Origin of the sequence: Paenibacillus silviterrae (genome assembly GCF_030167925.1) — a bacterium.
Taxonomy (GTDB): Bacteria; Bacillota; Bacilli; order Paenibacillales; family NBRC-103111; genus Paenibacillus_G; species Paenibacillus_G silviterrae.
Genome location: NZ_JASKUT010000001.1, coordinates 1,837,924 through 1,856,424, shown reverse-complemented (window position 1 = coordinate 1,856,424; position 18,501 = coordinate 1,837,924). Strand labels below are relative to the sequence as shown.

The following is an 18,501-nucleotide window of genomic DNA, read 5'->3' as shown; positions in this document are numbered from 1 at the left end:
TTGCAACGGAGATGACTTACTGTTTGGGGAGGCTGCGATGGCGGAACAACTTGATTTGTTTGCAAAAACCGCAGAAAAGCCGGTCGACTATGGTGCAGATGATATCCAGGTGCTTGAGGGCCTAGTGGCCGTTCGAAAGCGTCCGGGGATGTACATCGGCAGCACCAGCTCCTCCGGTTTGCACCATTTGGTGTGGGAAATCGTCGATAATGCGGTAGATGAGCATTTGGCCAAATTCTGCTCGCAGATCGATGTCACAATTCATAAAGACAATTCGGTCACGGTACAGGACAACGGCCGCGGTATTCCTACTGGCATGCACAAAACGGGCATTCCGACACCGCAGGTGGTGTTTACGATTCTTCACGCCGGGGGAAAATTCGGGGGCGGAGGCTACAAGAAATCCGGTGGTTTGCACGGGGTAGGGGCTTCGGTCACGAATGCGTTGTCCGAATGGCTTGAGGTGGAGATTTATCGTGAAGGCAAGGTTCACCGCCAGCGGTTTGAATATTGGGTCGATGATCAGGGCAAAGAGCATGTAGGGGAGCCCGTTACGGACCTGGAGGTTCTGGGCAACACGCGCAAATCCGGGACGAAGGTTACCTTCAAGCCGGATAAGCGGGTGTTCCAGGCAGGAACGACAATCAACTATGACACGCTTGCCGAGCGATTACAGGAAATTGCATTCCTCAACTCCGGCCTGAAGGTGACGATTACGGACCTTCGTACGGACAAGCAGGAGGAGTTCCAGTATGAAGGCGGGGCAAGCCAATTCGTCCAGTTCCTGAACGAGGATAAGACGGTGCTGCACGATGTGATCCACTTCGTGTCGGAGAAGGATGAAATTGAAGTGGAGGTGGCGCTGCAGTATAACGACGGTTATACGGAAACGCTTGCTTCCTTCGTCAACTCGATTCCGACACGCGGCGGGGGGACGCACGAGACCGGCTTCAAGACGGCCTATACGCGGGTAATGAACGACTACGCGCGCAAGACGGGCATTCTGAAGGAGAAGGAGAAGAACCTCGACGGACAGGATCTGCGCGAGGGGATGATGGTTGTCATCAACATCAAGATGGGCGAGGTCGAATTCGTCGGGCAGACGAAGGACCAGCTCGGCAGTGCGTCGGCGCGCAGCGCGGTCGATGCCGTGGTGTCGGACAAAATGGCCGTCTTCCTGGAGGAGAATCCGCAAACGGCGCAGATGATCATGAAGAAGGCCATTCAGTCCGCGAGAGCGCGAGAAGCGGCACGGAAGGCGCGGGAGGAAATCCGCAGCGGCAAGAAGGGCAAGAGCGAGAGCTCGAATCTTGGCGGCAAGCTGACACCGGCTCAGTCGAAGGATTATACCAAGAATGAGCTGTTTATCGTAGAAGGCGACTCGGCTGGCGGCTCCGCGAAGCAAGGGCGGGATTCCCGCCATCAGGCGATTTTGCCGCTGAAGGGCAAGCCGATGAATCCAGAGAAGGCCAAGCTCCTTGACATTATGAAGAACGAGGAATACAAGGCGATCATTGCTGCGATCGGAGCGGGCGTCGGTCCGGAATTTGACGAATCGGAAAGCAATTATGCCAAAATCATCATTATGACGGATGCCGATACGGACGGCGCGCATATTCAAGTGCTTCTGCTAACCTTCTTCTACCGTTACATGAAGCCGTTAATTGATGCAGGGAAGGTATACATCGCCCAGCCGCCGCTGTACAAGGTAACGAAGAAGGCGGGCAAAAACTCGGCAGTCCGGTATGCGTGGACCGATGAGCAGCTGGCTGCGTTAACCAAGGAGCTCGGCAAAAATGTAGAGCTTCAGCGGTATAAGGGACTTGGCGAGATGAACCCGGATCAGCTGTGGGAGACGACGATGGATCCTACGACTCGGACGCTGCTGCAGGTGAAGATCGACGATGCCGCCAAGGCGGAGCGTCGCGTTTCCACCTTGATGGGCGATAAGGTCGATCCGCGCAAGCGCTGGATCATTGAGAACGTTGATTTTACCGAGTATGTAGAGTAATGAGTAAGGGAGCGTTTTAAGACGTGAGCACACTCGAAAATTTTTTACCGGCCTATCTGGAAGAGGTTGTAGGCGACCGGTTCGGCCGGTATTCCAAATATATTATTCAAGACCGCGCCATTCCCGACGTTAGGGACGGACTGAAGCCCGTACAGCGGCGGATCCTGTATGCGATGTATGATGCAGGCAATACGCCGGACAAGCCGTATCGCAAGTCGGCTAAGACCGTCGGTGATGTGATGGGTAACTACCACCCGCATGGCGATTCGTCCATATATGAGGGCATGGTGCGGATGGCGCAGCCTTGGAAGATGGGGCACGTTCTTATCGACGGCCACGGGAACTGGGGCTCGCTGGACGATGACCCGGCAGCGGCGATGCGTTACACCGAAGCTCGTTTGTCCGAAATTGCATTGGAGCTGCTTCGCGATATCGAGAAGCGGACCGTTCTGTTCAAGGACAATTTCGACAATACGACGAAGGAGCCTGTCGTGCTGCCCTCGCGTTACCCGAATCTGCTGGTGAACGGCGTCAGCGGCATTTCGTCCGGCTTCGCTACGGAAATACCTCCGCATAACCTGCGGGAGGTTGTGGATGCGTGCATCGCATTGATCGACAACAAGGAGCTAACGCTCGAGGAAATCATGACGATCATGAAGGGGCCGGATTTTCCGACAGGGGGCATCATTATGGGCTCCGAGGGGATCAAGGAAGCGTTCCGCACTGGCCGCGGACGGATCTATCTGCGTGCCCGCACCGCCATCGAGGATATGCGCGGCGGCAAGCAGCAGATCGTCATTACCGAGATTCCTTATCAGGTCGTCAAATCAAGGCTCGTCACGGCCATGGAGAACATTCGGCTCGAGAAGAAGATCGAAGGCATCGCCGAGGTTCGGGACGAGAGCGGGCGCGAAGGCTTGCGTATCGTTGTGGAGCTGAAGAAGGAAGCGGATGCGCAGGGAATTTTGGCGTATTTGTTTAAGAAGACGGACTTGCAGGTCACGTATAACTTCAACATGGTAGCCATTGTGAACAAAACGCCGAAGCAGCTTGGCGTGAAGGACATGCTGGAAGCCTATATCGGGCATCAGAAGGAAGTTGTGACCCACCGCTCGCAGTACGAGCTGGAGAAGGCGGAGGATCGCGCTCACGTCCTCGAGGGTTTAGTGAAAGCGCTGAACATTCTGGATGATGTGATTGCGACGATCAAGCGCTCGAAGAACCGACAGGACGCCCAAAACAATTTGGTTGCGGAATACGGCTTCACCGAGCGTCAAGCGGACGCGATTCTGACCTTGCAGCTGTATCGCTTGACCAATCTGGAGATTCATTCGCTCGAGAAGGAACTGAAGGAAGTTCAGAAGACGATTGCTTACCTGCAGGGGATTCTGGGCAGCGAGAAGAAGCTTCAGGCGGTCATCAAGGAAGAAATGAGCGTCATTCGCGATAAATACGCCGTAGCCCGCCGCTCCGAGATCCAGGACGAGGTGGAGGAGCTGAAGGTAGGTCTTGAAGTGATGGTCACGGCCGAGGACGTGTATGTGACCTTGACGAATGAGGGCTATATTAAGCGGACAGGCTATCTGTCGTTCGCCCGTTCCGGCGGCGAGATCGATAAGACGGGGTTGAAGGAAGGCGATTACCTTCGTTACCTGCTGGATGTGAACACGCTGGAGAATCTCCTGATTTTCACACAAAAGGGCCAGTGTTATTTACTGCCTGTCCATCAAGTACCGGAGTACAAGTGGAAAGAGAACGGAACGGCTATCGTGAACGTAATTCCGATCCCGAAGGACGACAGGATCGTTTCGGTCATTGCTGTGAAGGATTTCGAAGAACCGGGCAAATCGCTGGTGTTCGTTACCCGTAAGGGGCAAGTGAAGCGGACGGAGCTGAAGGAATACTTCACAAACCGCTCCAGCGGCATTGTCGCGGCTAAGGTAGCTGACAACGATGCGATACTGGACGTGAAGCTGAGCACCGGAGATAAAGACCTGCTGCTGGTGACGAAGCTTGGTATGAGCATTCGCTTCAAGGAAGCGGAGGTCAACCCGATGGGACGCGCAGCTGCGGGGGTTCGCGGGATTGCGCTTCAGGAGAAGGACGAAGTGGTCAGCGCGGATTGGCTCTCGGGCGATGAGGGAGAGCTGGTTGTTGTGTCCGATCTGGGTTATGTGAAGCGTACCCTAGTATTCGATTACATGGTGCAAGGTCGTGGCGGCAAAGGCTTGCAAACCTTCGAATTCAAAGAAGGCAAACGAGTGAAGCCGAACGGAGATGCCTTGGTTCGAGCCTTTACCGTAACGGAGCCCTTTGAGCTTACTGCGGTGCTTAGCACCGGCGAGAAGGCAGCCTTCTCAACCGAGCAGGCGCCGATCGAGGATCGGAAATCCACAGGGAAGCAGCTGGTTTCACTAAATAAGAATGAAACCGTAGTTGATGTGCTGAAGCTCGTTACCGCCGCGGCGGCTCAATCGTAGCTCATGTATTCCTCGGGCTCGAGTCGATCGAGCAGCTCCAGCATCAGCTGAAGCACGGCCCACACTGGCATCGAATCGTCCAAACGTTCGAGCCATTGTGGGTCTTTGATTACACCTCGCTGCAATGCCGTTTCACCGAGCCGCTGTTTCCAGTCTTCCATAGGAAATCACGCTCCTTCCACCGTTTGACAAGCTTTGCCTATAGGCGACGATCCTGCTTGCAGCATATGTAGAATAGGCTCGTCTGGTACCTGTTTTTATCGATTTATGTCCTAAACTATTTAGGTGATTAACCTTTCTTTCCCTGTCGCCTAGTGGTATAATTAGGATAAAGAAATCGGTTTACAGGAGTGATTCGCATGGTAACCCAAGATTTTGCCAGGCTGTGGTGGAAATTGTCCAAGGACTTGCGTACGCATATGGAGGCGGAGCTGGCGCCAACCCTTACGGAAGGTCAGCTGACCGTATTGGAGCTGCTGATGTATTCGGGCCAGGAACGAATGAAGCCGTCGGATTTCATCGAATATTTGGCAACGACGCCTGCAGCGATCACGACGTTGTTAGACCGGATGGAGAAGAGCGGATTGATTATCCGGGAGCGGGATGAGAAGGACCGGCGCATTGTGTGGGTGCTGGTCACGGAGAAAGGGCAATCGGAATGCGAACGGGGGATGCAGGTGCGCGAGCAGTTCCTGCAGTCGTACCTCAGCCGTATTTCGTCTCATAATCAGCAGCTGCTGGTGTATTTGCTGGGCAAGGTGACAAACACGGAGAAGCCGACGAGCGTGTCGGTGTGATGAATAGAAGCGGCTGTTCCTTTCTTTCTGAGGGAATGGCCTTTTTATTGTGCGGGCAAAGCAAGGAGGGAGATTCGTGCTGCATATTGTGAATGGTGATACGGTAGGGGAGCGCTTAAGGCAAGGCGGCGCCCAAGGGGACATCCTCGTTTGGCGGGAAGTGTATCCGTTCGGACCGATCTTCGAAGATATGGAGGAGGAAGGCAACCGGTCTGTAAGAGCAGCGTTTTTGGAAAAGGGTATCGGATTACCGAGCTCCGACTATATTGCGTTCTGTGAGACGCAGGAGCAGGCTCTCAAGGAGTTCAGGAAGTATAACGAGATCGTATTGTGGTTCGAGCATGATCTCTTTGATCAAACGATGCTATGCTATTTGCTTCGTTGGTTTGCACGACAGTCTCATGGAGACACGAGCTTGAGTTTGGTATGCATCGGAGGCTATCCAGGCATTGCGGATTTTCGAGGACTAGGGCAGCTGACATCGGAGCAGCTCATCGCATTGTTCGGGATAAGGCAGGCTGTAGGGGAGCCGGAATTTGAGGCGGCCAAGAGGTTTTGGAGCGCTTATTCCTCCGGTCGATTGGATAGGCACATCGCAGTCCTTCAAGAAGATACCTCGGCGCTTCCATTTGCCAGGGCGGCCTTTGAGGCGCATTTGTCTCGCATTCCTTCGGATCCGAGCGGCCTAGGGTCGATTGAGCGGACCACACTGGAATTGCTGGAGGAAGGGATCACGTCGCCTCATCCTTTGTTTCATCAGGCGGGTGGTCGTTTGAGCCTGCTGGGAATGGGCGATTTGGAGTACTGGTATCATCTGGAGCAAATGTCGGAGGGGCCTTATGCGCTAGTGAGTATCCAAGGAGAAGCGGGATTTCCAAGCTTTCTTCGAGCAGAGCCGACGTTTAGGGAGCAAGTTATTTCCCTAACGGAGCTAGGCAGGAAGGTTCTTGCGGGAGAAGTGCGTTGGAATGCCGTAAAGGCAAGAGAGGCGTGGTTTGGCGGTATTCATTGGAAAAGCGGCTGTTCCCCCTTCTAATGGGCGGGGTACAGCCGCTTTTTATCCATCATGCCTTTTCCCACAGCAGCCAAGGGAAGCCGCGCGGCGGGTCGGAGGTGAAGCGGAGCTGCTCCTTCGTGGTCGGATGCTCGAAGCTGAGCCGCGTGGACCACAGCGCGATCTGCTGCCCGGGCTTCGTCAGGTGCGCGCCATAGCGCTGGTCCCCGACGAGGGGGCAGCCGATCGCGGCAAACTGCACGCGGATTTGGTGCGGGCGCCCGGTATGCAGCTCGATTTGCACGAGCGACAGCCCTTCGAGGCTGCCCAGCACGCGGTAATCGAGCAGCGCCTCCTTGGCGCCCGGCTTGCCCGCCGGCACGACGGACACTGTGTTCGTGCGCTCATCCTTCAGCAGGTGGTGGCGCAGCGACCCCTGCGGCTCCTTCGGCCGGCCGTTTACGACGGCCGTGTATTCCTTGCGGATCGTGCGCGTGCGCACGGCATCCGACAGCCGGGACGCCGCCTTCGAGGTCTTGGCGAACACCATGACGCCCCCGACGGGGCGATCCAGGCGGTGCACCAGACCGAGATAAACGTTGCCCGGCTTCTGATGCCGGATCTTCAGATCCGCCTTAATCAGCGTCAGCAGGTCAGGGTCCCGAGAATGGTCCTCCTGGGTAGGCACATTCGGCGGCTTGACAACCACGATGACGTGGTTGTCCTCATACAGCACCGGTATGTCCGGCTTGCTGCCTCCAGCCATCGGCTACGCCTCCCAACGTCCCAGAATGCCGCACGGCAGCGCGAGCTTGGATTCGGTAATCGGCAGGCCGATCTCTCCATGGGTAATGGAGCCGCCGAACTTCGAGCCAAGCGAGATGCTCAAAATATTTTTCAATACCGTTGAGGATATTCCTGTCGTATAAGAGTTGATCAGGAAGAACAAAGGCTTATCCGTCAGAATGCTCGCGCAGGATTCCACGAAAGGATATAGATCTGTCTCCAGCTTCCAGGTTTCCCCGTTCGGACCTCTTCCGTAGGAGGGAGGATCCATAATAATCGCATCATACTTGCTGCCGCGGCGCTGCTCGCGCTGTACGAACTTGAATACATCGTCTGTGATGAAACGGACGGGGCGGTCGCCGAGGCCTGACAGCTGCAGGTTTTCTTTCGCCCAAGTAACGACGCCCTTCGAAGCGTCGACGTGGCATACCTCCGCTCCGGCGGACGCACAGGCTACGGATGCACCCCCGGTGTAGGCAAACAGATTCAGCACCCGAATCCGGCGGCCGGAATTCGCAATCTTGTCCATCATCCACTGCCAATTGATCGCCTGCTCGGGAAACAGCCCCGTATGCTTAAAGCCGGTCGGCTTAATATGAAACTTTAAGTCCCGGTACGAAATTGTCCAACGCTCGGGGATCTTTTTCTTATACTCCCAGTTGCCCCCTCCGCTTGAGCTCCGGTGATAATGGGCATCGGCTTGACGCCACGCATTCGTTTCCTTCACCATCGGCCAAATCACCAAAGGGTCGGGACGGCGCAACACCACGTTCCCCCAGCGCTCCAGCTTCTCTCCGCCGCCGGTATCAATCAATTCATAATCCTTCCAATCTTGAGCTGCAAACATGGACTCCGAACCTTCCTTCATCTGTGGATACACGTATTATCTTCAACATTTTACACTACTTGCCCAAGGGATGCCAGAATGCTGCAAAGGTGTACGGTAAAAACAAAAGACCAAGCCCACGGCTTGGTCTCCAGTCGCTTATTCCAAATGAGTTGCCTTCATCTTCGTCGGCACTTCCACCTGCATAAAATGCTCGAAGGCATCGTTAAGGAGCTGATGCTGTTCGTACGTATCCAGCTTATCAAATGGCGTCACGGAGCGGTTCTCCACCCGGATGATGTGGTAGCCGTAGTCCGTTTCGACCAGTTCGCTGATCTTGTTCAGCTCCAGTTCAACAGTAGCCTTCTTGAACGGCTCTACCCAATTGTTGACATCGGCATTGGCGTACAAGCCGCCGTTGTCCTTCGAGCCCGGGTCCTCGGAGTACTGCTTGGCAAGCGCGGCGAAATCTTGACCGGCCTTCAGCTTCGCAAGAATTTCCTGCGCCTTCTTGGAGGCTTCTTCCTTCGTGCGTTCCTTGCCTTGCTCGTCCTGGAAGCCGATCAGAATATGGCGGACGGAAGCCTTCTGAATTCCCTTGGAGGTTGCTGCAAGCTCCGACAGCATCGTCTTATCCGAAGCGATCAGCAGCTCCATATACCGGTTGAAATCCTCGTCCGTCAGTCCGTTCTTCGTCAGCAGCCCGGCGAAATCCTTGCCCGGAGCGGCGGCTACCAAGCTTTGCTTCGTTTGCTCCAGCTGCTTGCTGACCGCTTCCGGCAGCTGAGCCTTCACAGTGTCATTCGCTCTGCCATGCAAAATCGTGTATCCAACCAACTGATTCAGCATGTACTCTCGATACTGCGGATCCTCTTCATACTGTACGTTCTGCGGATTCAGAAGGCTGCGGAATTTCAAAAATTTCAGCAGCTCTCCCATCGTCACCTGACCGCCTTCATATTCAGCGGCAACGGAAGCGGGATTGATTTTCTTCCCGACGTAAATGGTTTCCGTGTCGCCGTCCCAAGCCACATCCTTGCCGAGAGCTTCACTTACGAAGCGCAGAGGCACGTATGTGGTGCCGTTATAAATGAAGCCCGCGCCTTGCTCGGCCGTCGGTTTTTTCTCAATTCCGTCAAACATATATTTGAGGTTTTGGAAATATACTTCAATCTGTGTCCCACTCGCGTAGGCAACGGAGCCGCTGATGGCAAGCCCTAAGGTTAACCCCAGCACAAGCCCTTGAAACTTATCCTTCATCATTCCTATCCAACCTTTCGACAGAGTATGTAGAAGTATTCCACATCCGAGGGGGAAATCCTTTTTTGTGAAAACGCACAATTTGTTTTCAAAGATTTACCGAAAATTTGGAGGGGCAGAAAGGATTTCTCACCTGCGTGTAGTATGTTTTTATGTAGAGCCCGAAAAATTGAAGTAAAGGGGGATGACACGAATCGTGAAAAGCTTGATCCCCGGTCCGGAAGACTTGTATTTGTTCCACGAGGGAAGCTTGTTTCAAAGCTACCGCATGCTCGGGGCGCATATCATGGAATCGGAAGGCGTTAAGGGCGTCCGATTTGCCGTATGGGCACCGCATGCAAGAGACATTCGAGTCGTAGGAGATTTCAATTGCTGGGACGGCACCCGCCACCGTATGGAGAAGATCAGTACCTGGGGCGTCTGGTCGCTTTTTGTCCCGCATGTACGGGAGGGAGAATACTACAAGTACGAAATTGTGACATCCACCGGAACGACACTGTATAAGGCCGACCCTTACGCCTTTCATTCCGAGCTGAAGCCGGGAACGGCGTCCCGCGTATATTCCTTGGAGGGATATGATTGGGAGGATCAAGCCTGGCAGGAGAACAAGCAGAGGCAATCGGTCTATAACGAGCCTCTCAATATTTATGAGGTGCATCTCGGGACTTGGAAGAAGAGGCCGGACGGTGCCTACTATACGTATAGGGAGCTCGCGGATGAACTGGTTCGGTACGTCAAGGATATGGGTTACACCCATATCGAGCTCATGCCGCTGGCCGAGCATCCGTACGACCGTTCCTGGGGGTACCAGGCAACAGGCTATTTTTCCGTGACGAGCCGTTTCGGGTCACCGAAGGACTTCATGTATTTCGTAGACCGATGCCATCAGGAAGGACTCGGCGTCATCATGGACTGGGTGCCGGGACATTTTGTAAAGGATGAGCACGGCCTGCGCCAGTTCGACGGGGAGCCCTTGTATGAATACAAGGATCCGATTCGGGCGGAGAAGAAGGATTGGGGAACACTCTCCTTTGATTTTTCCAAACCGGAGGTTGTCAGCTTCCTGATTTCCAACGCCGTGTTCTGGATGGAAGTGTTCCACATTGACGGATTACGCGTTGATGCCGTCGCCAGCATCCTCTATCTCAATTACGGCAAGCCCCGGGAGGAGTGGATCACGAACCGGTTGGGTGGCGACAGCAACCTCGAGGCCATTGAATTTATCAAGAAGCTGAATATGACCGTTTACGGTTATTTCCCTCATGCCCTGATGATGGCTGAGGATTCCACGGCATGGCCCCTGGTAACCTCGCCGGTCCATGAGGGAGGCCTTGGTTTTAACTACAAATGGAACATGGGCTGGATGAACGATATGCTGAAGTATATGGAGACCGATCCGTATTTCCGCCCGGGCAGTCACAATTTGCTTACGTTCAGCTTCATGTATACGTACTCCGAGAATTACGTGTTACCCTTATCGCATGATGAGGTAGTGCACGGCAAGAAATCGCTTCTTAATAAAATGCCGGGTGACTACTGGCAAAAGTTCGCCAATCTGCGGACGCTCTACGGCTATATGATGGGGCATCCCGGGAAGAAGCTGCTTTTCATGGGCGGCGAATTCGGGCAATTTGACGAATGGAAGGATCTTGAGGATCTTGATTGGGAAATGCTTGACTTTGACAGTCATCGAAGCATGCAGCGCTACGTCCACGATTTGAACCACATGTACTTGCAAGAGAAGGCCTTATGGCAGCTCGACCACTCACCTGACGGCTTTACTTGGATCGACCCGCACGATAACAAGCAGAGCATCACCACCTTCATGAGAAAATCACAAGATTCTGACGATTTCCTTATCATCCTGTGCAACTTCACTCCTGTTTACCATTCGGAATATCGTATCGGCGTGCCTGTACAAGGCCAATACGTCGAGCGCTTTAACAGCGATGCAGGCCAATACGGCGGCTCCGGCAAGCTGAACAGCGGCATGCTGGGAACAGAGCCCATCCCGTGGCACAACCAACCGTATAGTCTGACGATCGCCGTACCACCGCTGGCTGCCGTGCTGATCAAGCCGGTGAAGCTGGTAAGAGAATCCGCGACCAGCACTGCCAAACGGGGAAGACCCCGAAAAAAAGCCGAATAACCAGAAGAGAGAGAGGTAGTGCCGATGCGCAGTAAAGAATGTGTAGCGATGCTTCTAGCAGGCGGCGAAGGCCGAAGATTGGGGGCTCTAACGAGCAAGCTGGCGAAGCCGGCCGTCCACTTTGGGGGCAAGTACCGAATCATTGATTTTACCCTTAGCAACTGCACGAACTCAGGCATTGACACCGTAGGTGTATTGACTCAATATCAGCCGCTTGTATTGAATAATTATATCGGTATCGGAACCCCGTGGGATCTGGACCGAAAGAACGGCGGCGTCTCCGTGCTTCCACCGTTCATGGAGCAGAGCGGCGGCGACTGGTACAAGGGTACCGCCAATGCGATCTATCGCAACATCTCATTTATTGAGCAGTTTGACCCGGAATACGTGCTGGTCATCTCCGGTGACCATATTTATAAAATGGATTATGATCTGATGCTGGACTTTCATAAAAGTAAGGGTGCGGATGCCACCATTGCCGTAATCGAGGTAAAATGGGACGAAGCAAGCCGCTTCGGCATCATGAGCATCGACGATGAGAACCGGATCACTGAATTTGCAGAGAAGCCGAAGGAGCCCAAGAGCAATCTGGCCTCCATGGGGATTTATATATTCAACTGGCACATGCTGAAGGAATACTTGACCAAGGATGAAGCGGATCCGGATTCGAGCAAGGATTTCGGCAAGGATCTCATTCCGCGGATGCTTAGAGAAGATAAAGGCATGTATGCATATCCGTTCGAGGGCTACTGGAAGGACGTCGGTACGATCCAGAGCTTATGGGATGCCAACATGGATCTTCTGGAGGAGCAGCCGGAGTTTAACCTGAACGATAAGGAATGGCGCATCTATTCCGTCAATCCTTGCCAGCCGGGGCAGTATATTGCTCCAACCGCGCAAATCAAGCGTTCTCTGATCAACGAAGGCTGCTGGGTTTCCGGCACCGTGGAGCATTCGGTCTTGTTCTATGGCGTTCAGGTAGGCGAGGGGAGCCTGATCAAGGATTCCGTGATTATGCCGGGTGTTATCATCGGGGAGAACGTACAAATCTATAAAGCCATCATCGGCGAAGGGACGGTCGTGGAAGACGGATGTGTCATCGGCGAACCGGATGGAAATCAGGATATTGTCCTGATCGGCAATAACGAGCATATCTCAGCGGCGACCGCGTCCACGAAAGGGTGAGTGCTTTATGAAGCGACTTATGGGAGTTATCAATCTGGTGAACGAGCCGGATGAATTGGAAGAACTGACTTATTCCCGATGTGTAGCCTCGGTGCCGTTCGGCTCCCGCTATCGTTTGGTCGATTTTGCTTTGTCGAATATGGTGAATTCCGGTATCGAGAATGTGGCGGTGTTCACTCAACATAAATATCGTTCGCTCATGGACCACTTAGGGTCCGGGAAGGAATGGGACCTCGACCGTAAGCGCGGCGGCTTGTTCCTGCTTCCTGCAGTGCTGCATGAGACGACGGGAATGGCCCGCGGTGATTTGTTCCAATTCTACAGCCATAGAGATTACTTCTATCGCGGCCGCGAGGAGTATGTAGTGATCTCCCGCAGTCATATGATTTGCAATATCGATTACAATGCGGTGCTGGATTATCATTTGGAGAAAAATGCGGATGTCACCGTCGTCTACAAGAAAGCGGACGAGGAGGAATACGCGAAATTTCGCCGGATGGCAGTCAAGGATGACGGCCTAGTGACGGTAATCGAGGATCAAACCGGACGACTGCGCACGGACAACATTTCGCTGGAAATGTACGTCATGAGCAAGGAGCTGCTGCTCGATATGGTGGAGTCCTGCCTGGCACAGGGCTACGATCACCTGGTGCGTGACGGCATTATGAAGAATATCGACAGGCTCAGCGTTTACGGCTATCTCCATCAAGGCCATACTGGCATTGTAAATACGATTCAAAGCTACTACAAACACAGCATGCAGCTGCTGAATCCTAAGATTTGGCGGGAGCTGTTCTTCCAGAAAAATTTGATCTATACCAAGGTCAAGGATGAGCCTCCGGCACGATACTCGGAGAATGCGAACGCGAGGAATTCTCTTATCGCCAACGGATGTGTCATCGAGGGCAAGGTCGAGAACAGCATCCTGTTCCGCGGAGTGAAAATACGCAAGGGCGCCTATGTCAAAAACAGCATTATCCTGCAAAACTGCGAAATCGAAGAAAATGTCATCATCGAGAATGCCATCCTGGATAAAGACGTGTTCATCAGCAGAGGGCGAGTGCTCACGGGTGACAAGCAAGCACCGTTTATCGCTTCCAAGACCAAGGTCATTTAAAAATCGGCACGGCGTGAAGGGTGTCTCTATCCGAGTGAGACAGCCGGTTCGGCAGCAGGAGACCCCCTTTTTTTACGCGCCGCGTACAAATATAAAGGAGTGGTAGGAAGCCATGAAAGTGTTATTTGCCGCGTCAGAAGCAGTACCTTTTGTGAAAACGGGAGGACTTGCCGATGTTATCGGCTCGCTCCCCAAAGAGCTGGTGAAGCAGGGGCTGGATGTGCGCGTCATGCTTCCGAAGTACGAAGACATCCCGGAGCGGTTTGTGGAGTTGATGGAGCCGATCACCTCCTTCCAAGTGCAGATGGGCTGGCGCTCGCTGTATTGCGGGGTATTCCGGCTGGAATGGGAAGGCATCACCTTTTATTTCCTCGACAATGAATTTTATTTCCGCCGCAAGGGCTGTTACGGGTACGGGGACGACGCGGAACGATTCGCCTTCTACTGCCGGGCCGTACTCGATTCGCTGCTGCACATCGATTATATGCCGGATGTCATCCACTGCCACGATTGGCAGGCTGGCATGATCCCCGTACTGTATAAAGCGCATTTTAGCCATCAGACGGCATTCCAGCATGTAAAGACGATCATGACCGTACATAATTTGAAGTATCAAGGCGTTTTCGGCAAGGAGCAGTTCAAGGATTATTTCTCGTTAGGGGACGAGCATTTGCACGGCTATGCCTTGGAGCAGCATGGGGGCGCCAGCTTCCTGAAGGGGGGCTTGCTGTATTCCGATCTCATAACTACGGTGAGTCCTACCTATGCGGAGGAGATCCAAACACCGTATTACGGGGAAAATTTGGACAGCCTGCTGCGCAGCCAAAGCTATCGTCTGAGCGGTATTATTAACGGCATCGATTATGATGAATTCGATCCGATGACAGATCCCAGGATTGAGGTGAACTATCGGGATTCCCTCTCCAAGAAGCTGCAGAATAAGCTGAAGCTTCAGGAGCGGCTCGGTTTGCCGATATCGAAGGAAACGCCGGTGATCTCCCTCGTGACGAGGCTTGTCGATCAAAAAGGGCTCGATTTGATCGACCGCGTGATTGCTGAGCTGCTCAGCTTGGATGCCCAGTTCGTCATTCTCGGGACGGGAGAAGAGCGCTTCGAGCAGCTGTTCCGCTGGGCCGCTTCCGAATACCCGGACAAGCTGTCAGCGAACATCTTGTTCGATGAGGCTCTGGCGAGACAAATTTATGCCGGCTCCGATCTGTTCCTTATGCCGTCGCTGTTCGAGCCTTGCGGCATCGGCCAGCTGATCGCGATGCGTTACCGCACCGTCCCCATTGTCCGGGAAACGGGCGGCTTGAAGGATACGGTACAGCCTTACAATGAGGTAACCGGAGAGGGGACCGGCTTCAGCTTCGCCCATTATAACGCCCATGACATGCTGTTCACGATAGAGCGCGCCATTCAGCTGTACAAGCAGCCGGACGCTTGGTCGAGCTTGCTTGCGAATATGAAGAAAAAAGATTTCAGCTGGCGCAAGTCGGCTCAGCAATATGCCGGATTATATGAGCAGCTGACAACATAACACAGTTAGCGGGAAACCAATATCCTCCTACGGGTATTGGTTTTCCCCATTCAGAGGAGGAAGACGGCATTATGAAGGTAAACATCCGATTGTCCGTGCTCGGCGAGTTACTAAAGGAAGCAACCATCGAAATTGACGATTATAAAATGGAGGAGCTTACGGAGGAAGAGAAGGAGGGCGCCATCGAGATTCTGGTAAGGGATTGGGCTGCCCGCAGCCTCCAGATTGAATGGGAAGCCGCAGAATAGTAGGGGAGACACATGGAGCTGCCGCTTTCATTGAAGACCCGTGAGCGGGAAACCTAGGCTGAGGCCGTCAGGGAACTCCCTGACGGTTGAAGGCCAAGCTGAAGGGGTCGTTAGCCGACCTCTTCATAATACATGGTCTCTTTATTAAACGATCGGTTAATATGCAAAAAGGTGTGCATCAGCTCGAACAGCTCGGATTGATTGAGCTCCAGCTGAACCGGGTTCCCTTCCGAGTCGGAGGAGGCAACCTGGAACCGAATCGATTTGTCATTCGAATTTACATGAATCTCCAATTGCTGCTTTTTCAATACGCTTTCCCACATAAAACTTCTTCACCGATCCTTTCATTAGTAAGGACTTGCTTTTTTTGGACACAAAATTATATGTATGCCCGCAGCGCAGTGATTATGTTTAAAAAATGAACTATTGCTATTATTTTTCATTCGTGGTATAATAAAATATCTACTTGAAAAGCATGCGCTGGGTGTCCAGCCGTATCACATATAGCTTAGACTTATCTGTTTTTGTTTTGGATCAACCCGATTCTCACTGGCGCGGTCTTCGGAGCCGCAAGGATGGAAGAGAGGCAGGGCTTTCGTTGTTTTAGGTGTTTCAAGGTTTGCAGTTAAGGTTTGTGTAAGTGGTTAGTTGTTGGAATTTGAGGTTCGGATTCAAGTAGAAGGTAAAGACCATCCGCCGAGCGAGGAGCGCCGGTAAGGGTGGTCTTTTTTGTTATTGCTTATTACAGAACCGGGGAAGTGGATAGGCCTGTTTTCGTAATCTCCACGCCTCTCTTGATCGCCTTCAAATCGTTGTTTGAATTGATCAGCAAAGGCAGCATTTTCATCTCACTCGTCATCGGGGATGCACAGATACCACAAATCGGCTCTCGTGCGAAGGCAAAATTATCACGCATCCAGCCTTTGCAATCTTCCTTGGTGCAGGACCATACTGCCGTATCTTCTTTCGGGAGTTCCTCGATATGCTTGTTGCGAAAGTTTAAATACATTGTAAATCCCCCCAATGGTTTGATATGAAAAAAAGCTGCTCCCGAAGGTTGTTCAGGAGCAGCTTTCGTTTCCAGCTTAGTAAATTTTAGTTACGTTCTCGGCTTGTGGTCCACGATTGCCTTGAACTACATTGAATTGTACGCGTTGACCTTCATCCAAAGACTTGAAGCCTTCTTCCTGAATGGCGCTGAAGTGTACGAACACGTCGCCGCCGCCTTCGCTTTCGATGAAGCCAAAGCCTTTCTCTGCGTTAAACCATTTCACTGTACCTGTTTGCATAGTGTGATTACCTCCAATAATTTTTTTTAACATGTTCATTTTCCTTAAAAACAAAAAAATTCACACATTGAAAAAAGTACCATCATAAAAATGAGACCTTTTTCAATATGTGAATTGGTTTCCATTTGAATAATTAACTATATCTTACTACAAAAAAAGGATAAATGCAAGTGTGTCGGTTACAAACGTTTAATCAAGGAATAATAACGAATGTCTCATTACGCTGATTGGAGGGATCCCTTTTGAATGATAACAAAACAGCGGACTCCCGATATATTCAACAGCATCTTGCCAACGAACGAACCTACTTGGCTTGGGTGCGTACCGGCATTGCTATCGTTGGGCTAGGCTTTCTAGCGGCCGGTGTGGTCTTCCGAGCGACGTCCTTCGAGCATATCGGGCGCTGGATCGCAGCCATAATAGGGGTGGGGGCGGTTTTGTTTGGAGCGATCATTATGACATGTGCCACCAGAGATTATATGGTCAAGCAGAAAGGAATTAATCAAGAAACGTTCCGTTCTCCAAGGGTTTCCGTATGGGTTACGTTTGCCAGCTTAGGACTCATGGACATGTTTCTGTTAGCGCTGGTTATCATTTTATTGATGTATTGATTCGTTAGTAACGATTGCCATTTTCGTATATACTTTTAACAGATAAAGCTGATTATTCATATTACTTCATTTTTATTTGAATACGAGGGTTGTTCATGTCCATCACTATGACGAAGCATTACATCGCACGACAAAGGCTGCTGCATCAAAGGATAGCAAGCGATTTTTTCGGGAAGCCGGAGCAGGTTGTTCAGTATATGGGGGCGTTGCAGGCACAGGATTACCACCAGGTACTCTGGGCCGTAGGATCTCGTTTGCAGTCCGCATCCGTTACCGAGGTGGAGCAAGCCATTGCGGCGGGCAAGATGGTCCTGACATGGCTGCTGCGCGGTACGATACATATGGTATCCTCCGATGATGTCCGATGGATGTTAAAGCTGGTCGCTCCGCGGCTGCAGGCTAGAGAACAGAAAAGACATGAGCAGCTGGGGCTCACGAAGGAAATGGTGGAACGCAGTCGGGATATTATAGTCGACGCGCTGCAAGGGAACCAACGCCTAACCAGGGATGCGTTAATGGAGCTGCTTGAATATTCAGGGATCGGCACAAGCCATCAACGTGGTTATCATCTGTTATGGTATTTCGCTCAGAGCGGACTTATTTGCATGGGACCCAAGGAAGGCAAGCAGCAAACATTCGTTTTGTTGGAGGAATGGATACCGAGAAGTAGGGACCTTTCGAGAGAAGAAGCGCTAGCCCTGCTGGCGGAACGCTATTTCTATGGACACGGTCCCGCAACGGTGCAGGATTTTGCCTGGTGGGCAGGGATTACCCTGTCGGATGCCAGGAAGGGCTTGGAAGCCGTTTCATTTTCATTAGAATCAATGGAGTTGGAAAATCAGGTTTATTGGGTTAGGGCGGATGGATTTGCCGGGCACGAAGGACAAGTGACGTCCGTTCACCTTCTCCCCGGATTTGATGAATATGTCCTGGGTTATAAGGAACGCGATGTCGTCTTAGAGGCGGAGTTTGCACCGCGTGTGGTGCCTGGTAATAATGGCGTGTTTATGCCGACAATTGTCATCGATGGGCAAGTCAGCGGAATATGGAAGCGTACGTTGAAGAGCAAGGGCATACATATGGAAATCGACCTGTTCATACCTCAAAAGGAGAGGAAGAATGACATCGAGGAGGCTGCCCGGCGCTATTGTTCGTTTATGGGTATGCCATTGCTTGACCTTTCGATATCCTCATAGCAGCATTAAGAA

At 52.4% G+C, this 18,501-nt stretch carries 18 protein-coding genes; 11 read left to right on the top strand and 7 right to left on the bottom strand.

Annotated elements, in window-relative coordinates:
- The first annotated feature begins 37 nt into the window (after window positions 1-37).
- Together parE and gyrA are read left to right on the top strand one after the other, a co-directional pair.
- Window positions 38-2,011: a DNA topoisomerase IV subunit B gene (gene parE / locus QMO62_RS08070; protein WP_284640129.1), complete on the top strand. Its 1,974-nt coding sequence runs from the start codon at window positions 38-40 to the stop codon at window positions 2,009-2,011.
- 23 nt (window positions 2,012-2,034) lie between these two features.
- Window positions 2,035-4,491: a DNA gyrase subunit A gene (gyrA, locus tag QMO62_RS08065; RefSeq protein WP_284640128.1), complete on the top strand. Its 2,457-nt coding sequence runs from the start codon at window positions 2,035-2,037 to the stop codon at window positions 4,489-4,491.
- Here the strand turns inward: gyrA and QMO62_RS08060 are convergent.
- Entirely contained in the window at window positions 4,482-4,652 is a 171-nt protein-coding gene (locus tag QMO62_RS08060; RefSeq protein ID WP_284640126.1) for a hypothetical protein, read from the bottom strand. The genes gyrA and QMO62_RS08060 overlap by 10 nt on opposite strands.
- A 198-nt stretch (window positions 4,653-4,850) precedes the next feature.
- On the opposite strand from QMO62_RS08060, the gene QMO62_RS08055 reads away from it, so the two are divergent.
- Both QMO62_RS08055 and QMO62_RS08050 read left to right on the top strand, forming a co-directional pair.
- Window positions 4,851-5,288, top strand: a complete 438-nt coding sequence (locus QMO62_RS08055; protein WP_284640125.1) for a MarR family winged helix-turn-helix transcriptional regulator — start codon at window positions 4,851-4,853, stop codon at window positions 5,286-5,288.
- 76 nt (window positions 5,289-5,364) lie between these two features.
- Complete coding sequence (locus QMO62_RS08050; RefSeq protein WP_284640124.1) at window positions 5,365-6,324, top strand: DUF1835 domain-containing protein; 960 nt, start codon at window positions 5,365-5,367, stop codon at window positions 6,322-6,324.
- 28 nt (window positions 6,325-6,352) lie between these two features.
- Here QMO62_RS08050 and QMO62_RS08045 read toward each other — a convergent pair whose 3' ends face one another.
- The 3 genes from QMO62_RS08045 to QMO62_RS08035 all read right to left on the bottom strand — a co-directional run bounded on the left by QMO62_RS08045 (window position 6,353) and on the right by QMO62_RS08035 (window position 9,157).
- The gene (locus QMO62_RS08045; RefSeq protein WP_284640122.1) at window positions 6,353-7,048 is read right to left on the bottom strand and encodes an RluA family pseudouridine synthase; all 696 of its coding nucleotides are present in this window, start codon (window positions 7,046-7,048) and stop codon (window positions 6,353-6,355) included.
- 3 nt (window positions 7,049-7,051) lie between these two features.
- The gene (locus tag QMO62_RS08040; protein WP_284644893.1) at window positions 7,052-7,915 is read right to left on the bottom strand and encodes a class I SAM-dependent methyltransferase; all 864 of its coding nucleotides are present in this window, start codon (window positions 7,913-7,915) and stop codon (window positions 7,052-7,054) included.
- A 138-nt stretch (window positions 7,916-8,053) separates the two neighbouring features.
- Window positions 8,054-9,157, bottom strand: coding sequence for a peptidylprolyl isomerase (locus tag QMO62_RS08035; protein WP_284640120.1), 1,104 nt, complete (start codon window positions 9,155-9,157; stop codon window positions 8,054-8,056).
- 181 nt (window positions 9,158-9,338) lie between these two features.
- Between QMO62_RS08035 and glgB the strand changes: the two genes are divergently transcribed.
- From glgB to QMO62_RS08010, 5 genes are all read left to right on the top strand, one after another.
- Window positions 9,339-11,303 (top strand): 1,4-alpha-glucan branching protein GlgB, encoded by a 1,965-nt coding sequence (gene glgB, locus QMO62_RS08030; RefSeq protein ID WP_372516661.1) that lies wholly within the window; start codon window positions 9,339-9,341, stop codon window positions 11,301-11,303.
- Between the two features lie 24 nt (window positions 11,304-11,327).
- A complete protein-coding gene (locus QMO62_RS08025; RefSeq protein WP_284640117.1) occupies window positions 11,328-12,488 on the top strand; it encodes a glucose-1-phosphate adenylyltransferase in 1,161 nt (386 codons plus the stop codon).
- A 7-nt stretch (window positions 12,489-12,495) separates the two neighbouring features.
- Entirely contained in the window at window positions 12,496-13,605 is a 1,110-nt protein-coding gene (gene glgD, locus QMO62_RS08020; RefSeq protein WP_284640116.1) for a glucose-1-phosphate adenylyltransferase subunit GlgD, read from the top strand.
- Window positions 13,606-13,717: 112 nt separating this feature from the next.
- On the top strand, window positions 13,718-15,145 hold the full coding sequence (gene glgA, locus QMO62_RS08015) for a glycogen synthase GlgA (protein ID WP_284640114.1): 1,428 nt from the start codon (window positions 13,718-13,720) through the stop codon (window positions 15,143-15,145).
- A 71-nt stretch (window positions 15,146-15,216) separates the two neighbouring features.
- Window positions 15,217-15,393: a hypothetical protein gene (locus tag QMO62_RS08010; RefSeq protein WP_284640112.1), complete on the top strand. Its 177-nt coding sequence runs from the start codon at window positions 15,217-15,219 to the stop codon at window positions 15,391-15,393.
- 110 nt (window positions 15,394-15,503) lie between these two features.
- On the opposite strand, the gene QMO62_RS08005 is transcribed toward QMO62_RS08010, so the two are convergent.
- The 3 genes from QMO62_RS08005 to QMO62_RS07995 all read right to left on the bottom strand — a co-directional run bounded on the left by QMO62_RS08005 (window position 15,504) and on the right by QMO62_RS07995 (window position 16,682).
- The gene (locus QMO62_RS08005) at window positions 15,504-15,716 is read right to left on the bottom strand and encodes a hypothetical protein (protein ID WP_284640110.1); all 213 of its coding nucleotides are present in this window, start codon (window positions 15,714-15,716) and stop codon (window positions 15,504-15,506) included.
- Between the two features lie 419 nt (window positions 15,717-16,135).
- Complete coding sequence (locus tag QMO62_RS08000) at window positions 16,136-16,402, bottom strand: cold-shock protein (RefSeq protein ID WP_284640108.1); 267 nt, start codon at window positions 16,400-16,402, stop codon at window positions 16,136-16,138.
- A 76-nt stretch (window positions 16,403-16,478) separates the two neighbouring features.
- Entirely contained in the window at window positions 16,479-16,682 is a 204-nt protein-coding gene (locus tag QMO62_RS07995; RefSeq protein ID WP_284640106.1) for a cold-shock protein, read from the bottom strand.
- A gap of 242 nt (window positions 16,683-16,924) precedes the next feature.
- On the opposite strand from QMO62_RS07995, the gene QMO62_RS07990 reads away from it, so the two are divergent.
- Together QMO62_RS07990 and QMO62_RS07985 are read left to right on the top strand one after the other, a co-directional pair.
- The gene (locus QMO62_RS07990; protein WP_284640104.1) at window positions 16,925-17,293 is read left to right on the top strand and encodes a YidH family protein; all 369 of its coding nucleotides are present in this window, start codon (window positions 16,925-16,927) and stop codon (window positions 17,291-17,293) included.
- Between the two features lie 95 nt (window positions 17,294-17,388).
- Window positions 17,389-18,489 (top strand): winged helix DNA-binding domain-containing protein, encoded by a 1,101-nt coding sequence (locus QMO62_RS07985; RefSeq protein WP_284640102.1) that lies wholly within the window; start codon window positions 17,389-17,391, stop codon window positions 18,487-18,489.
- Window positions 18,490-18,501: the final 12 nt, after the last annotated feature.

Coding starts and splice junctions, on each gene's coding strand:
- QMO62_RS08045 (WP_284640122.1), bottom strand. CDS start 7,048: ATGGCTGGAGGCAGCAAGCCGGACATACCGGTGCTGTATGAGGACAAC.
- glgB (WP_372516661.1), top strand. CDS start 9,339: ATGACACGAATCGTGAAAAGCTTGATCCCCGGTCCGGAAGACTTGTAT.
- QMO62_RS08035 (WP_284640120.1), bottom strand. CDS start 9,157: ATGATGAAGGATAAGTTTCAAGGGCTTGTGCTGGGGTTAACCTTAGGG.
- QMO62_RS08060 (WP_284640126.1), bottom strand. CDS start 4,652: ATGGAAGACTGGAAACAGCGGCTCGGTGAAACGGCATTGCAGCGAGGT.
- parE (WP_284640129.1), top strand. CDS start 38: ATGGCGGAACAACTTGATTTGTTTGCAAAAACCGCAGAAAAGCCGGTC.
- QMO62_RS08025 (WP_284640117.1), top strand. CDS start 11,328: ATGCGCAGTAAAGAATGTGTAGCGATGCTTCTAGCAGGCGGCGAAGGC.
- glgA (WP_284640114.1), top strand. CDS start 13,718: ATGAAAGTGTTATTTGCCGCGTCAGAAGCAGTACCTTTTGTGAAAACG.
- QMO62_RS07995 (WP_284640106.1), bottom strand. CDS start 16,682: ATGCAAACAGGTACAGTGAAATGGTTTAACGCAGAGAAAGGCTTTGGC.
- glgD (WP_284640116.1), top strand. CDS start 12,496: ATGAAGCGACTTATGGGAGTTATCAATCTGGTGAACGAGCCGGATGAA.
- QMO62_RS07985 (WP_284640102.1), top strand. CDS start 17,389: ATGTCCATCACTATGACGAAGCATTACATCGCACGACAAAGGCTGCTG.
- QMO62_RS08000 (WP_284640108.1), bottom strand. CDS start 16,402: ATGTATTTAAACTTTCGCAACAAGCATATCGAGGAACTCCCGAAAGAA.
- QMO62_RS08055 (WP_284640125.1), top strand. CDS start 4,851: ATGGTAACCCAAGATTTTGCCAGGCTGTGGTGGAAATTGTCCAAGGAC.
- QMO62_RS08040 (WP_284644893.1), bottom strand. CDS start 7,915: ATGTTTGCAGCTCAAGATTGGAAGGATTATGAATTGATTGATACCGGC.
- QMO62_RS08005 (WP_284640110.1), bottom strand. CDS start 15,716: ATGTGGGAAAGCGTATTGAAAAAGCAGCAATTGGAGATTCATGTAAAT.
- QMO62_RS08010 (WP_284640112.1), top strand. CDS start 15,217: ATGAAGGTAAACATCCGATTGTCCGTGCTCGGCGAGTTACTAAAGGAA.